Annotated in this window: 12 protein-coding genes; 5 read left to right on the top strand and 7 right to left on the bottom strand. The window is 46.6% G+C overall.

Going from position 1 to position 15302, the window contains the following annotated elements; translation table 11 throughout:
- Positions 1 to 8 precede the first annotated feature (8 nt).
- On the top strand, positions 9 to 881 hold the full coding sequence (locus JGK36_RS08885) for an S-methyl-5'-thioadenosine phosphorylase (RefSeq protein WP_293189903.1): 873 nt from the start codon (positions 9 to 11) through the stop codon (positions 879 to 881).
- Between the two features lie 282 nt (positions 882 to 1163).
- Here the strand turns inward: JGK36_RS08885 and JGK36_RS08880 are convergent, their stop codons facing one another.
- On the bottom strand, positions 1164 to 2390 hold the full coding sequence (locus JGK36_RS08880) for a tetratricopeptide repeat protein (protein ID WP_293189905.1): 1227 nt from the start codon (positions 2388 to 2390) through the stop codon (positions 1164 to 1166).
- 76 nt (positions 2391 to 2466) lie between these two features.
- Between JGK36_RS08880 and JGK36_RS08875 the strand changes: the two genes are divergently transcribed.
- On the top strand, positions 2467 to 2955 hold the full coding sequence (locus JGK36_RS08875) for a WbuC family cupin fold metalloprotein (protein ID WP_293196490.1): 489 nt from the start codon (positions 2467 to 2469) through the stop codon (positions 2953 to 2955).
- Here JGK36_RS08875 and JGK36_RS08870 read toward each other — a convergent pair.
- From JGK36_RS08870 to JGK36_RS08850, 5 genes are all read right to left on the bottom strand, one after another.
- On the bottom strand, positions 2948 to 3244 hold the full coding sequence (locus JGK36_RS08870; RefSeq protein ID WP_293196492.1) for a hypothetical protein: 297 nt from the start codon (positions 3242 to 3244) through the stop codon (positions 2948 to 2950). The two genes, JGK36_RS08875 and JGK36_RS08870, sit on opposite strands and share 8 nt — an antisense overlap.
- A gap of 5 nt (positions 3245 to 3249) precedes the next feature.
- Positions 3250 to 3735 carry a hypothetical protein gene (locus JGK36_RS08865; protein ID WP_293196493.1) on the bottom strand — a complete coding sequence of 162 codons (486 nt, stop codon included), beginning with the start codon at positions 3733 to 3735 and terminating at the stop codon, positions 3250 to 3252.
- A gap of 260 nt (positions 3736 to 3995) precedes the next feature.
- Entirely contained in the window at positions 3996 to 5780 is a 1785-nt protein-coding gene (locus JGK36_RS08860; RefSeq protein WP_293189913.1) for a PAS domain-containing sensor histidine kinase, read from the bottom strand.
- Between the two features lie 353 nt (positions 5781 to 6133).
- Positions 6134 to 9229 carry an MASE1 domain-containing protein gene (locus tag JGK36_RS08855; protein WP_293196494.1) on the bottom strand — a complete coding sequence of 1032 codons (3096 nt, stop codon included), beginning with the start codon at positions 9227 to 9229 and terminating at the stop codon, positions 6134 to 6136.
- A gap of 296 nt (positions 9230 to 9525) precedes the next feature.
- The gene (locus JGK36_RS08850; protein ID WP_293149884.1) at positions 9526 to 11157 is read right to left on the bottom strand and encodes a serine/threonine-protein kinase; all 1632 of its coding nucleotides are present in this window, start codon (positions 11155 to 11157) and stop codon (positions 9526 to 9528) included.
- A 279-nt stretch (positions 11158 to 11436) separates the two neighbouring features.
- Here JGK36_RS08850 and JGK36_RS08845 point away from each other — a divergent pair, with 279 nt between their 5' ends.
- A complete protein-coding gene (locus JGK36_RS08845; protein WP_293196495.1) occupies positions 11437 to 11580 on the top strand; it encodes a hypothetical protein in 144 nt (47 codons plus the stop codon).
- A gap of 113 nt (positions 11581 to 11693) precedes the next feature.
- Positions 11694 to 14159: a phenylalanine--tRNA ligase subunit beta gene (gene pheT / locus JGK36_RS08840; RefSeq protein WP_293196496.1), complete on the top strand. Its 2466-nt coding sequence runs from the start codon at positions 11694 to 11696 to the stop codon at positions 14157 to 14159.
- A 136-nt stretch (positions 14160 to 14295) separates the two neighbouring features.
- Here pheT and JGK36_RS08835 read toward each other — a convergent pair whose 3' ends face one another.
- Positions 14296 to 14868: a Uma2 family endonuclease gene (locus tag JGK36_RS08835; RefSeq protein WP_293196498.1), complete on the bottom strand. Its 573-nt coding sequence runs from the start codon at positions 14866 to 14868 to the stop codon at positions 14296 to 14298.
- A gap of 164 nt (positions 14869 to 15032) precedes the next feature.
- Here JGK36_RS08835 and JGK36_RS08830 point away from each other — a divergent pair, with 164 nt between their 5' ends.
- Positions 15033 to 15302, top strand: a complete 270-nt coding sequence (locus JGK36_RS08830) for a YciI family protein (RefSeq protein ID WP_293183463.1) — start codon at positions 15033 to 15035, stop codon at positions 15300 to 15302.

The following is a 15302-nucleotide window of genomic DNA, read 5'->3' as shown; positions in this document are numbered from 1 at the left end:
AGGGTAAAATGGCACAGGCAAAAATCGGCATTATCGGCGGCAGCGGTTTGTATAAAATGGAAGCCCTCAAGGATGTTGAAGAGGTAAAAATCGATACACCTTTTGGCGCGCCATCTGATGCAGCCATTGTGGGAACCTTAGACGGTACGCCCGTTGCATTTTTGGCCAGACACGGCCGCAATCACACTTATTTGCCCTCGGAAGTCCCCTATCGGGCAAATATCTATGCCATGAAGAGTCTAGGAGTTGAGTATTTAATCTCAGCGTCGGCGGTTGGTTCCCTAAAAACAGAGGCCAAACCTTTAGATATGGTAGTGCCAGATCAGTTTATCGATCGCACAAAAAATCGAGCTTCTACATTTTTCGGAGAAGGAATAGTCGGTCACATCACCTTCGGCGATCCGATTTGCGGCGAATTGGCTAAAGTGTTGGTAAGCGCGATCGAATCCTTGAACCTCGCCGACGTTTCCCTGCATCGCGGCGGCACCTACGTCTGCATGGAAGGCCCCGCATTTTCCACAAAAGCAGAATCAAATCTTTACCGCAGTTGGGATGCGACAGTCATCGGGATGACTAATTTACCCGAAGCAAAATTAGCCAGAGAAGCAGAGATTGCCTACGCAACTCTAGCATTAGTTACCGATTACGACTGCTGGCATGAAGAACACGACAGCGTAACAGTAGAAATGGTAATCGCCAACTTGCACCGCAATGCAGAAAATGCCCAAAAAGTAATTCAAGAAACTGTGCGGAGGCTAACCGAAAATCCCCCTGTTTCTGAGGCACATTCCGCTTTGAAATATGCAATTCTGACTCCACTGGACAAAGTACCTCCCGCAACCAAGGAGAAAATGGGTTTGCTATTGCAGAAATATTTGTAGGGGATAGGGAATAGGGCATCGGGCATGGGGCATCGGGCATCGGGCATCGGGCATCGGTTATTAGTTATTAGTTATTAGTTAATTGCTAACAATTACCAATTTCTAAATTCCTAATGCCCAATCCCCTGGGAAGGCCGATGCCCTGGGAAGGCCAATGCTTTTCGGCCCTGGGAAGGCCTTCTTCCCAATGCCCAATGCCCAATGCCCAATTCCCTGCGCGGGGCAATGCCCAATGCCCAATGCCCAATGCCCAATGCCCAATGCCCAATGCCCAATGCCCAATTAACCGATCAACTGTTTAAACGCATCATGTTCGCGAAGTTTTTCTAAATCTGCTTCAGTTTTTGCCAACTCTTTGCACAAATTCGGATTGAGATTCAGGGCGCGCTTTAAATTTTCAATTGCTAAATCAATTTTACCTTGGAGCGCATAACATCGGGCTTTATTGTACCATATTCTGTAAAAATCAGGTCGAATTTTAGCAGCATTGTCGTAGGACTCGATCGCCGCTTCGTACTTTTGCAATTTGGACAGTGCCACGCCTCGATTGTTCCAAGCGTCAGTATAATCTTTTTTGACTTGTAGGGCTTGATTGTACGAAATTACTGCTTGTTCGTATTCCTGCATTTTGGAAAACGCAACGCCTCGGTTGTTCCAAGCGTCGGCGTAATCGGGTTTAGCTTGGATGGCTTGTTCGTAACAGCCGATCGCCTCCGGGTACTTCTGCAACTCCAACAATACCACGCCTCGGTTGTTCCAAGCGTCGGGATAGGTCGGGCGAATTGTGGTAGCTTGTTCGTAGGATGCGATCGCCTCGGGATACCGCTGCATTCGAGTCAGCACAACTCCCCGATTGTTCCAAGTATCGGCTAAATCCGGCTGAATTTGCAGTGCTTGATTGTAAGCTGCGATCGCATCTTCATAGCGGTTTTCAAAGAAACAAGCATCTCCCTGTTTGGCATAGTCGGCTGCCGTCAATAACTGTTGATAATTGCCGTAGTTAACCGGAGCAAATTCTTGAATTTGGGCATCCGGTAATAACAAATCTGTTTCTACATCTGCTGGGTGATTTTGGTATTGAATTTCACCTAAGATACTTTCAGCATCGGAAATTAATAGTTTTAATTGAGAGATGGTATCGTAGTGGAGACTTTCGATTTCTTGGCGAGCAATTGTTGTCTGCTTGGACAATTTGCCCAACAAAAACCAAACAATGACTCCGGCTGCTGTCGGAAACAAAGTTAAGGCAATTACCAACCCATTTAGCAGCAGGCCCGTGCGCCCAAAAGCAATGTCCACTTCTTCTTGAACTCGATCGCGAATTTCGTCTTTGAGTTGCTGCTGGGGCAATTCCTGCTGAATTAACAGTCCCCCAGCCTTCGCTTGGGATGCAGAAACCTTACTGGTACAGAGTAAAATAATCAAAAGGGCGATCGGGCTAATACTTGTTCTAAAAATACTTGACAAACGCATTGCCTTAGTGATACGCACCTGATTTGCGATTTTCATATCTCAAGAAATGCTGGTAAAGATGATCTCAGCCTAGCCGATTTGTTCAAAAACTATTAAATACAGGATATCTATTGTGCAGCCTTCTCCGATTAAGTGTTTGACGCAAGAATTGCTAGACGAAGTTGCAGCTTCCTCTCGCAGCAATCCCCGCGGGCGACAAAACTACAATTTCCACGATTTGTCAGAAAAGGTGCAGCGGTTTGTCAACGTGCTGCAAATGGGTACTTACGTGCGCCCTCACCGCCACCTGCGCGCCCCGGAAGTTAACGGTTTTGAGTTTTTTGTCGTGATTCAAGGAGAAGTGGGTATTCTGATTTTGAACGAAGACGGTCAAATTTTGCGATCGTTCCGAGTTAGCGCAACCGGGCCCACTCGCGCTGTGGAACTTCCAGAGGGCACTATTCACACGTTGGTAGCTTTGGCTGCGGATACTGTGATTTTGGAGTTCAAGGAAGGGCCCTATGAGGTGGCGGCGGATAAAGACTTTTTGCCCGATTTTCCCGCTGAGGGTACTGAGGCGGCGCGGGAATTAGTTTTGATTTGGGAAGCAGAATTTAAATAAGAAGGAAGAAGGAAGAAGGAAGAAGGAAGAAGGAAGAAGGAAGAAGGAAGAAGGAAGAAGGAAGAAGGAAGAAGGAAGAAGGAAGAAAATTAAGGGTTTCAGCAATTAAGAACGTACTAATTCTTGGTCGCAGTTGCCCAATGCCCAATGCCCAATGCCCAATGCCCAATGCCCAATGCCCAATGCCCAATGCCCAATGCCCAATGCCCAATGCCCCATGCCCAATGCCCAATGCCCAATGCCCCATGCCCAATGCCCAATGCCCAATGCCCAATGCCCAATGCCCCATGACTACTAACTAATGAATCTAATTGTTGTCATCCGATTGTATAAATCTGGGGCGGTGCGAATGATTTTTCTGAGAAGTTCATCTGTTACCCAAAAGACGATGGGAAAGGAAAACTTTTTGCTGAACTCGCTGCATACTAGATTGGTAGAACTTAGCAATCGATCGATCGACTCCACTGACTCCAAACCGAGAATCATTAAAGCTGGAGGCTTTGCGCCGTCTACTTCTGTGGCGATTGTCGTGTAGAGAGATGTCGCCGATTTTGGCACAAACAGTTGCTGCGGTTTCTGGGTGCAAGTTGCTTGGAGGCGATCGACTATTTGCTGCCGCAAAGCCAGGGAGTTGCAGTGGACTAAAACGAAAGAAAAGTAACCTTGAGAAAGACGGATAGCCCGAACTAAAGTTGAGAACGACCGCTCGTTATATTTGGCTGAGTCGTACCTCGCTGGATCGTTTTGATCTGTATTTTCTGAGCAGTTCTCGGCAAACATAAATTGCAGTTCTGTTCTCTAGTTTTAGGGATTTTCTAGATTAAATAATTTTTATAAATAAAATATGAAGATCGAACAAAAAAAATTGGAAAATGTTCCGGCGATCTTACCACTGCTTGAAATTAACATCAATAGTGCGATCGACAGATTTTTCTGCACCCGAGCTAAACGGATATAATACAATCAAACCCAACAATGAAATGTATTTAAAAATACAAAAAAATTATCCCCGCTCAAATGTAGTTAAAAATACAAAAAAATCATCGGCTATTTTCAGCTAGGGGCAAAGTAAACCAAAAAATTGCCCCTTTACCGTGACTGCTAATTACCCCAATTTGCCCGCCGTGAGCGCCAATAATTTGCCTGCACAGGTATAAGCCCAAACCCAAACCGACGGAGTGTCTGGATTGATTGCCCCTAACGTAAAGGTCAAAAAGATGTTCGCACTGTTCCGGCAATATTCCCACTCCGTCATCTTCAACGGTACAGTAAATCATACTTGGGGAATGGGGAATTGGGAATTGGGAATGGGGCATTGGTAATTTATCGATATCTGGTTTCGATTCACTTTGATTTATGATATTTTTTCCCCTAGGGATTACTTTAGCAAAAATTTTCAAATTTAGTCCGGGAAGATTGTGTTTCAAAGCATTAGAAATTAAATTAGAGAAAACGCGCCACAACTGAGTATAGTCAGCATTCACTGCGGGCAAATCATCTGGCACTAAATTTGTAAAAGTAGCTTGAGCATCATTGATTAAAGGCTCCAAATCAGCCGCCGAAGCTTTCACTAGCGCTCTCAAATCTACTCCTGTGCAGTGCAGAACCAAACCGCGCAATTCCCCAGCATGAACTTCCAACAGCGAATTTATTAACCGCAATTGCTGCTCGCTACCTTGAATCATCCGCTCCAAAACAGAACGGGGAATTGCTATCGAATCCCCCGTTTTTGTCTTCCAATTTTTCAGCACCATTAACATTCCCGCTACCGGATTTCGCAAGTCGTGTGAAAGAGCGTGAATAAACAGCCGCTGCGATTCTTGGGCCTGTTTGCGCTGCGTGATATCCTCAATTAAACCCTCATAATAAAGCACGGAGCCGCTGCTATCCCGTACCACCCGCGCTTTCTCCGATATCCAGACAATACTGCCGTCTGAGCGATAAATTTGCGACTCAAAATCCGATACTGTGTTGCTTTGCTCGATCGATCGCAAAAACTGATTTCTGCGTACAGGATCGACATACAACTGTCGCTCAATATCAGTAAACTTTGCCGTCACTTCTTCCGGGGAATCGCAGCCGTAAATCCGCGCCAAAGCTGGATTAGCCGTAATGTAGCGCCCCTCGGGAGTGCTTTGAAAAATTCCCTCGCCGGCATTCTCAAAAATGCTGCGGTACTTCGCCTCAGCCACTTCCAACTGCTGGTAAGCAGATTCCAACTCGCGCCTGGTACTAAACTCTTTCCGTTGCAGGCATTCGTACCAATAAACCGACAAATCGCAGATCAAACAAAACCAAAACAAATATAAGTAAAACCCGCTCAGCCGAAAAGTAGTATACTTAGCAAAACTTAGATTTAAAATTAAATTTATGCCAACGTGGCAGAACAAAACGCCGAGCTGAGAAATCAGGTGAAGGCGCCAGCGGACGGGCATCAGTGTCGCTTGAGTGAGAAACGCTAAACTCCAAGTTAAAAGTGGTAAGTCTCCGATTTTTGCTGCGGCTAATCCAAGCTGTACAACGACTGTTAACGACCACGAAAAACCCAAAAATAGTAAACCGGGATAGCGTTTTCCGATCGAGGTTTTTTGCAACACCAAACAAGTCAGCAAGCCAAATTGTATAGCAGCGCTAGTGTACAAATAAACAATTTTAAATTCCCGGGGAGCGAAGATTGCTTCGCCCAGAAGATAGACAATTATTGTGAAGGCAAAAAAGATGGCAATTCGGACAGCAGGGCTCAGCCGATCTCGCAGGAAGCGATCGCGCCACACCTCGTAAACCGTTAACGCCTGAACTGATTTTTCATGGCCAGGATAAAACATACGATTTTGGATTTTGGATTTTGGATTTTGGATTGAAGAATTGAAGACTGAATAATTGAATAATTGAAGATTTAATAATTGGGTTAATAGCGATTGTCTGAGTTGAATCAGCCCTCATATGATGTCCAGTCGATTGACCGCGATAAAATAGGTTCGTAGTGTGGACTTTAGTCCGCTCTTTTTGCGGACTAAAGTCCACACTACGAACCGTTTTTGTTATGGTAATCGCTCGGACATCATATCAAACGGATACAAGCGCCCGACTGTTGTCGTGGAGAAATTAAAATTTTAGACTAAGAGTTAAACCTCCCACATTCATCTGTGAAGTAAATTAAAAATCTAAAATCTAAAATCTAAAATCGACTGACAGTCGGTAGCGAAAACCAGAAAGTCGAGCCACCTCCGGGAGTGGTTTCGACGCCGATGAAGCCGCCGTGAGCTTTGATAATTTGCTTGGAGAGGTAAAGCCCCAAACCCAGCCCTGTTAATTGTCGGCTATTGGGGTCTTGAACGTAAAGTTCAAACAGAGATTCCCGCTGTCTAGCACTGATTCCGACTCCATTGTCTGTTACAGTGCAGCGAACCATTTTTACGGTGACATCGGGCAATTTGCCACCTGTATTCCCAATTTGACCCTGATAGCGGGGCAGTTGGCAACTGCCGTCGAGGTGAAATTTGGCCCGGGTTTCTTGATTTTTTGGGGTGTCGAACATCCCCGTGCGATCGCCCGCAGCAGATGACAGGTTAGGGATACAGCGGGCGACGAAATTATTTCGGGAGGTGAAAACCTGTGTATTTTCTGCAAAAATCAGTGCTTTTTCTACTTCAATTACCTCGGCTTTAAAAGTTATATTGACTCCCGGATGATTGTGCTTGATAGCATTGGTTAGGAGATTTTCCAGAACTCGCTGCAAGTGTTTGCTGTCGGCATTGACTTGTGGCAAATCTGCGGGTATTTCCAAAGTCAAAGTTGCTTGATTTTTTGCCAGCATTGGTTCTAACTCAGCAACAATTGCGGAAGTTAAAGACTGCAAATGCAGCGGTACTGTATTTAGGACAATACCTTGAACTTCGCTAGCGTGAGCGTCGAGTAAGGCATTAACCATTCTCAACTGGTGTTCGCTAGCTTCAACGATCCGCTTCAAGATCGATCGAGAAACCGCAATATGCTCTAGAGAGTCAGAGGCCGATTTGTTGAGCAAATTTTTCAGCAGGATTAACATTCCCATAACTGGAGTGCGGAGATTGTGAGAAACTGCGTGCAAAAATAAATCTTTGAGGCGGTTGCTTTCTTGCAGTTCGTGCATTTTTTGCTGCAATTGGCGGGTGCGTTCCTCCACTTGAGATTCCAAGTTGGCATTGAGATCTTTTACTTGCTGCAAAAGTTGGGCTGAAGAGAGGGCGATCGCGACTTGGGTAGCCAGTTTTTCTAACAAATCAATTTCAAATTCTTGCCACTGGCGGGGCCCAGAACACTGGTTGACGGCCAAGATCCCGAACAATTCTTCCCCGAGGAAGATCGGCACAGTTAAGGTCGCCCGAATTTGATAGTCGCTGTACAATTTGGCAATGATGTTGCTGACTTGCACCGTAGCAGTATCGGAGACTACTCGGACGAGGTTGTTAGCATAAAAAGCTTTCTGCTTTTCGATAAAACTTTCGTCAGCGAGCACCCATCCTATAAGAGAAGGACATTCCACAGCGACAGACTCAGCAACAACTTTGCCGCGCGCCGGGCTAGCCAAATTTGCCCCGCCTCCGTCCATAATACCGATGAACACCCGGTCTGCCTTGAAAAATTGCCGGACTTCGGCAACAGTAGTGTTGAGAATTGCTTCGAGATCGAGGGAGTGGCGAATTCTCAGGGCCATTTCTGAGAGCAACCGATCGCGCTCCGAGGATGTTCGCAAAGCCGCTTCTGTGCGGTGGCGATCGGTAACGTCTTGGACTGTGGCGGCGATGACGTTAGAATTAATTGCCGACTGTTCGCAGACAGTGCGCTCAGAGCCGTCGGCGAGTACAATTCGATAGTTAATGCAATAGGATTTGCGCTCAAATATCGCTTGACATTGCGATCGCGCCACCAATTCTCTATCATCTGGATGTACCGCCTGCAAAAAAACTTCTGGTGTTGGTTTCACAGTTCCCGGAGCCAAACCCAAGAGGCGATAAAGTTCATCCGACCACCGCAATTCGATATTGGATATATGATGTGCTGCGGCTTCTGCACAGTTTGTAGTTGTGGCGACGGCGGCGCAATTTAAATCCCAATTGCCCAATTGAGCGATGCGCTGAGCGTTAGCTAAACTAGCGTGAGCGTCGCGCAACATGGCCGCGGTTCGGTGTACCTCAACCAGAGCTTGCTGGCGTTCAGCGACAGCAGCAGCCAACATCAGGGCGACAATGGCGATCGTAGCAGTAAAAGCTTGTAAAAATAAAACCGCCTGTTGCAAATTTTCGCTTTTGACCAGAAACGGGCCGGCTCCCTGCACAGCTCCCAAAATCGCGATGCAAGAGACGATCGAATAAGCAAAAATTGCTCCCTGCTGTTGAAACCGCAGGGCAGCCCAAACTATGAAAGGAAAAGGCAAATATTCCAGCGGATAAAGAGCACTCGCCCCCTTTGTTTTACAACAAAAAACTAGCCAACTCACGCTCAACAGCAGAACAAATAAAATGAGTGCTTCTAAATAATCAGAAATTAAAAATATAATATTATAGCGATTTCTGGCTTTATTTGATATAGTTAAATAATGAGCAGTTAGCGATTGATAATTAGCAATTGATGATTCATAATTAGCAACTGGCAATTGGCACTTTAGCCAGTTAAACAATGATAAAAAGTCAGTAATAATCGGAGGATTTATGGGAGATTTAAAACTTTTAATAGCGTGGTGTAAAGTCAGCAACACTGGCGTGACAATTAAAATTCCCATGCCGTCTCCGAGCCACGTAGTCCACCAGTTGCGAGAGAAATTGCTCCACTGAGCCCAACCAAAAAAGCACGTACCCAAGTTGCCGAGTGCAGAACCGAGCAAAGTAGACCCGATGACAGCGCCCGCCACCAAACCCAGAACATCTCGCAGTCGATCGAGCTTAGTACAAAATCCGAGCCGGGCGAGTACAGCCTCCCCAGCCAGCGCTTGCAGGGTGACGCTAAAAGCCGATGTCACAATGACGGGGGAGGGTATACCCGCGGCGAAGGTAGAGTTTAACAGTACCGAACCGAGGGCAATTCCCGGCCACATCCGCCGCCCTTGTAGCAGCACTGCCGCCAGAGCAATGCCTGCAGGTGGCCACACTGGGGAGGCTTCGGCTTTCACCAGTCCCAGTATGGACGCTGCGAGTTTTCCGGTGACAAAGTAGGCCAGGGCCAGGATGCTGGCGTGCAGAAGGGGACGAGTCCGGCGGTTGAGCAGTTTCATTTTTTGTGCGATCGAATCCTCCATTGCTATTTTTTAATTTAGGCGAATTTGGGCGATCGAGCTTCCTCCAGACGAATCACCTGACTGGGGGAAGGGTTCAACAGTTGACAGTTGACAGTTGACAGTTGACAGTTGACAGTTGGGGGAGAGGGGGAGATTGGGGAAGATTGGAGGAGATTGAGAGAGATTAGGAAAATATTCCTTTTTCCTTCTTCCTTACTTCTTTCCTTCTTCCTTCTTACAACTTCGATCGGACTTTCATCCGTTACATCCGTTACATCCGCTACAGAATCCGTTGCCGAACTTCCTTCTTCCTTCTATTAAAATCCAAAACCCCGCTTACCATCGGGCTTAGTAGTCAACCAATTTGTCTTTGCACTTGCGAGTTGTTCCTCAGTAACTGTAGCGTCAGTTAGATTCGCGCCGCACAAATTCGCACCCCGCAAATTCGCCTTGCTCAAATAAGCGCCCGTCAAATCAGCACCTCGAAAATCCGCACCTTCAAAATTAGCAGTGCTGCAATAAGCTTCAGTCAAATTTGCCGATCGCAAATTTGCCTTCACCAACCTCGCGTGGCCCAAATTCGCCCCCGACAAATCCGCTGCTTGCAAATTTGCCTTCACCAACCTAGCCTGATAAAAATTTCCCCCCGCCAACTGCGCTTTTGGCAATTGCAAACCCGACAGTTCGCAGTCAGCAAAATCGCGTTTACCTTTAAAATATGCCGCTCGCAAGCTGTTACTTTCCCACTTTACAACCGCTTTCGTTACCTTTTGTCCTGCTAAATTGCCATTGGACAAGGCCGCAGTTCCGAAAGTTCTGCCAGACTCAGCCAAAGTCCGGGAAACTCTCGGCTGCATCCCTGTATTTCCCGATTGACTGAAGGAAGTTCTAGTGCGGATGCTTTGCTTCGATCGCAAATCTCGATCGTTTTTCATCTGGGGCGAAGGCAACGAAGTAGCATCACTATTAAATATCGTTGGTTCTTCAACCGTGCGGCCACCTGCGTTGAATTGAGTTGTCAAGCCGTTGCAAAGATCTGCGTCTTCAAATTCGCCATTCAGAGCTTTGACGACATCTCCTGTCGATTGAAAGCGATGGCCGACCATGGGCTTGAGCATTTTCTCAAGAATCCGCGCAAAATTTGGGCTCACCTGAACGTGGGGCTGCCAAACAATTTCGCCAGTTACCGCATCAAAATCTAAATCTTTGGGAGACTTTGCTGTCAGCAAATACAAACAAGTCATGCCCAAGGCGTAGATGTCGCTGGCAAATATCGGCCGCAGCGCCATTTGTTCGGGGGGAGCAAAACTAAACGTACCAACTGAAAATTTCGTGTTGGCGCTTTGGTCGGCGGGGTCTAATAATATTGTTTGGCTAACTTGGTCTTTAACCGCTCCGAAATCAATCAGAACCAAGTGATTGTCTTGAGCGCGGCGAATAATATTTGCGGGTTTAATGTCTCTGTGAATTACTCCTTGGCTGTGGACGTATTGCACTACCGAGAGAATTTCTAATAGAAAATTTTTAACATCTGATTCATTGAAACGCCCTGATTGTTTGACTTCTTGTTTCAAAGTCGAGCCTTTAACATACTCTTGAACTAAGTAAAATTGCTGTTCGGTTTCAAAATAATCTAACAGCCTCGGCACTTGCGGGTGATCGCCGAGTTGGCCGAGGGTTTTCGCTTCTCGCTTGAATAATTCCCGCGCCATTTCTAAAACTCGCGGCGACGAACTACTGGGTCGGAGTTGCTTGACCACGCAACTCGGTTGACCAGGCAAAGAGATGTCTTTTGCCAGAAATGTAGCTCCAAAACCTCCTTGTCCTAAAGGTTCAATGACTTGGTAGCGAGCGCGCAGCAATAACCGCGCACCACAGGTCTGACACTGGAGAATAGAGTCAGGAGGGTTTTGAGGATGTGGACAGCCCGGATTTACGCAGTAGCTCATGTTGATTGAGTTTGCCTATATTTTTCTGATTTTGCTCTGGCGATCGCTCGACTGCACAAATTCCCTTAAACCGCATCTGCTAGAAATACAGCTCTATCAGTTGCCGGCGGGCCGTGCTGCGGCGTGCGAATTGGAATTGCACCTAAGTCTTTTAGGCCGATATCTTTTCCCTATTTTAATTATCTCGTTGCTGTGAGTTTTTGCGGTAGATTATCCTTGAAGATAGTTTAAAGACTTGCTAAAGTTGTCCTTTTTTATGTAAAGTCTTTCTAAACTTAAGTGCTTTTTGCGCTGTTAGATGTTTCTAGCATACCTCATTCTCTGATTGAGAATGTTACTCATCCCACAGCAGACATCGATCGAAAGGGCGATCGCTCGTTTTTGCTGATATCTACCACAATAGTCTTGACAAATCTTAATTAGTATGGTATGAAAAGTTTTCCCGAATAAATTCTCGGACAGCACAGTCGAAGCCCGCCGGCGTAGACTAATGACGAATAACTACCGAGCACTGACAACAAACTACTGACAAAATTATGCGTATTTCTCTAAACTGGCTGCGGGAATTGGTCGATGTGACGAGTTCCCCGGAAGAATTAGCCGAAACCCTGACAATGGCAGGATTTGAAGTCGAAGAAATCGAAGACAGGCGTGCATGGGCCGACGGCGTAGTATTGGGCAAAATAGTCGCCTGCGAACAACATCCCAACGCTGACAAATTGAGAGTTTGTCAAGTTGATGTCGGCAAACCTGAACCCTTAAATATTGTGTGCGGGGCACCCAATGCGAGGGCGGATATTTATGTACCTGTAGCCGTTGTCGGTACTTTTTTATCGACGATCGATCTGAAAATTAAACCTGCTAAATTGCGGGGTGTTCCTTCGGAAGGAATGATTTGCTCTCTCGCCGAATTGGGATTGTTGAAGGAATCAGCAGGAATTCATATCTTTGATCTAGAAAATCCCGAATTAGGCAGCGATATTCGTCCGCTTTTAGGTTTAGATGATGTGATTCTAGACTTGACAGCAACTGCGAACCGTGCAGATGCTTTAAGCATGGTGGGTGTAGCCCGGGAAGTGGCAGCACTAACTGGCGCAAGTTTGAGAATTCCGACAACTAATGATGTGGCGATTCATGGCGAAAAAAGTCCGAATTTGGCAGTAGAAATATCGGAACTGCAAGGCTGCCCGATTTATATTGGTACCGAAATTTCAGGGGTAAAAATTGCACCGTCTCCGGCTTGGTTACAACAGCGGTTGCAGGCGGCGGGAGTGCGGCCGATTAGTAATGTGGTTGATGTTACTAATTACATTTTACTGGAATGGGGACAACCGCTGCACGCTTTCGATCGCGATCGACTGCAATCTTTCACCGGTACTTCTGACATCAGCATCGGCGTGCGCTTTGCCAAACCAGGCGAATCCTTCAAAACCTTGGACGGACAAAACCGCAATTTGCAACCTCAAAACCTGTTAATTACTGCTAGTGACAAACCCGTAGCCTTAGCTGGGGTAATGGGTGGCGAAGACACGGAAGTGCACGAAGGTACGCAAAATTTAGTCTTAGAAGCTGCCATTTTCGACCAAGCAACGATTCGGCGTTCTGCCCGCGCCCAAGGCCTGCGGAGTGAGGCTTCGATCCGCTACGAACGGGGTGTGAATCAGGCAGCTTTAACGACGGCTTGCGATCGCGCTATTGCCCTAATTTTGGAGTTGGCTGGCGGGACTGCGACGGTGCAAAAAACGGCGAGTTCGGGGGAAGATTTGAGTTTTTTGCGATCGATCGAATTGCGTCTAGATCGCATAAACTTGGTGTTAGGACAGTTAAAAAGAGGAGCAACCGGCGGTTCTCCCTATCTGGAACCGGAGGAAGTAAAAAATATCCTCACAGCCCTGGGCTGCGAAGTGGCTGCGACGGAAAAAGCACGAGTATTTGCGATAACTGTTCCGCCTTACCGCTACCGGGATTTAGAAAGGGAAATTGATTTAATCGAAGAAGTCGCGAGACTCCACGGTTACGACAATTTCTGCGATACTTTACCCAGCGAAACAGAACCCGGTTATCTATCTCCAGAATACGCGCAAATACGGAACGTGCGATCGGCTTTTCGGGCGGCCGGTTTGACAGAATTGATGCACTATTCCTTAGTAAAAACCGAGGGAGATAATCAAGTTGTGTTGGCAAATCCGCTGTTTGTCGAGTATTCGGCTTTGCGGACTGAAATGCTGTCGGGTTCGATCGATGCTTTCCAGTACAATTTGGAGCAAGGAAACGGCGCGCTCAACGGTTTTGAGGTCGGACGCATTTTTTGGAAAGAAGGGGATGCGAAGAAAGAAGCAGACGCCGTAGCGGGGATTATTGGCGGCGACCCGACTGTGTGGAAATGGCAGCAAGGTGGGCGCGATCGACCTTTGACTTGGTTTGAAGCGAAAGGTGTCCTAGAAAGTGTGTTTCAGCAGTTGAGTTTGGCTGTGGAATATGCAAGCGATTCCTCTAATCCACGCCTGCATCCTGGCCGCACAGCCGCGCTATCGTTAAACGGGAAACGGTTGGGAGTTTTCGGACAGCTACACCCGCAATTACAGCAGGAAAAGGGTTTGCCGGAACAGGTTTATGTGTTTCAATTAGATTTAGGCGTGTTGTTGGGTGAGTTAGGTCGATCCTCTACGAGGGCTTCGCTAACGCACAACTCGACTCGCAAATTCGCAGGTTATTCGAGTTTCCCGGCTTCTGACAGAGACATCGCATTTTTCGCGCCGGTGGAAGTTCCGGTAGTTGAGATGCAGGGCGCGATGAAGCAGGCGGCGGGTAGTTTGCTGGATTCCGTGGAACTCTTCGACGAGTATCGCGGCGAAAACGTACCGGCGGGACAACGTAGTTTAGCATTTCGGTTGGTTTATCGATCGGGCGATCGAACACTCAGCGAAAGCGATGTCGAACCAGCCCAACAAAAAGTCCGCGATGTTTTAGTCGAGAAATTCGGCGTTAGTTTGAGAAGCTAATTGTAGGGTGCGTCGCCATGAGATTTTCGATATTTAGTGAGGGATTTTTGATGGCGACACACCCTACGGCTAACTTCCTTCAACCCACGGAGGTGGGTTTTGTTTGTGTAGACGCGGTTTCCAACCGCCGGGAAATTCAATTTGTAACTAAAGGACGCAACATCTCCCGTACACAAAAATAAAAATCAGGAAACTGCAAAAGAGAAATACTCGCATCATCCGCCAGAATCACGCGACTTTGATAACCATCCTGACTCGGTTCTCGAAAAACATGAAGTTGCCGATTATTCACATCCAAAACCCAATAATCAGCAATCCCCGACTCAGCATAAATTTTCGCTTTAATCCCGCAATCCGTTCTCAGCGTAGTATCCGCAACTTCCACAATCAGATAAATTTCCGATGGCGTTGGATGGTGGTCTTCATAGTAAAGTGGATCTGGTATAACTACAGAAATATCCGGTTCAGGTTCCGAGTAATTATCGAGCCGAACAGGGTCTTGCAGTCGCACCAAAACCCTCTCTCCCAAACGGTTTTCCAGTAGCTTCTCTGTTCGTTTTACCGCCGCACCGTGTGCTGTTCCCTTTGCGGCCATCTTTACTATCTGTCCTGCTAGTAATTCTACCCGTTCATCCTCATCAAAAATACCAATTTCCGTCATCCGGTCATATTCTTGAACCGTTAGCAGCCGAAGGTCTAGTAAAGTCATAGTTATCTCCTCCTATTTAACAAACGTCTCTCTTTCTCCCCTCTCTTCCTCAGCGCCCTCAGCACCCTCTGTAGTCAATCAATCTTATCCTAAAAAAAATTATCAAATCCTGCTACACTTATTGTACAATAAATTTCAAATAAATTCATCCAAGGCTCAAAACCGTGACCAAATATGTAATGTGGGGAAGTTACTGCGAAGATGTCCTCGAAAAACGTGCTCCATTTCGAGACGCTCATTTAGCCGGACTTGCCAAACAGAAAGAATCGGGAGTGTTAATTGCGATCGGGCCAACCAAAGATTTAAGCAAAGTTTTTGCAATTTACGAAGCAGAAGATGAGGCGGCTGTGCGAAAATTAGTTGAAGCCGATCCCTATTGGGTAAATAAGGTTTGGACTGAGTACCAAGTGAAAGAGTGGATTCAAGCTTTTTGA

The organism is Microcoleus sp. PH2017_35_SFW_U_B, assembly GCF_020737865.1.
Taxonomy (GTDB): Bacteria; Cyanobacteriota; Cyanobacteriia; order Cyanobacteriales; family Microcoleaceae; genus Microcoleus.
Note: the sequence above shows the minus strand (reverse complement) of the source record. Positions and strands in the feature narration are given on the sequence as shown.

What these genes read in the sequence shown, in the direction of transcription:
- JGK36_RS08885 (WP_293189903.1), top strand. Translation starts at nt 9, where the DNA reads ATGGCACAGGCAAAAATCGGCATTATCGGCGGCAGCGGTTTGTATAAA.
- JGK36_RS08880 (WP_293189905.1), bottom strand. Translation starts at nt 2,390, where the DNA reads ATGAAAATCGCAAATCAGGTGCGTATCACTAAGGCAATGCGTTTGTCA.
- JGK36_RS08870 (WP_293196492.1), bottom strand. Translation starts at nt 3,244, where the DNA reads ATGGGGCATTGGGCATTGGGCATTGGGCATTGGGCATTGGGCATGGGG.
- JGK36_RS08865 (WP_293196493.1), bottom strand. Translation starts at nt 3,735, where the DNA reads ATGTTTGCCGAGAACTGCTCAGAAAATACAGATCAAAACGATCCAGCG.
- JGK36_RS08860 (WP_293189913.1), bottom strand. Translation starts at nt 5,780, where the DNA reads ATGTTTTATCCTGGCCATGAAAAATCAGTTCAGGCGTTAACGGTTTAC.
- JGK36_RS08855 (WP_293196494.1), bottom strand. Translation starts at nt 9,229, where the DNA reads ATGGAGGATTCGATCGCACAAAAAATGAAACTGCTCAACCGCCGGACT.
- JGK36_RS08850 (WP_293149884.1), bottom strand. Translation starts at nt 11,157, where the DNA reads ATGAGCTACTGCGTAAATCCGGGCTGTCCACATCCTCAAAACCCTCCT.
- pheT (WP_293196496.1), top strand. Translation starts at nt 11,694, where the DNA reads ATGCGTATTTCTCTAAACTGGCTGCGGGAATTGGTCGATGTGACGAGT.
- JGK36_RS08835 (WP_293196498.1), bottom strand. Translation starts at nt 14,868, where the DNA reads ATGACTTTACTAGACCTTCGGCTGCTAACGGTTCAAGAATATGACCGG.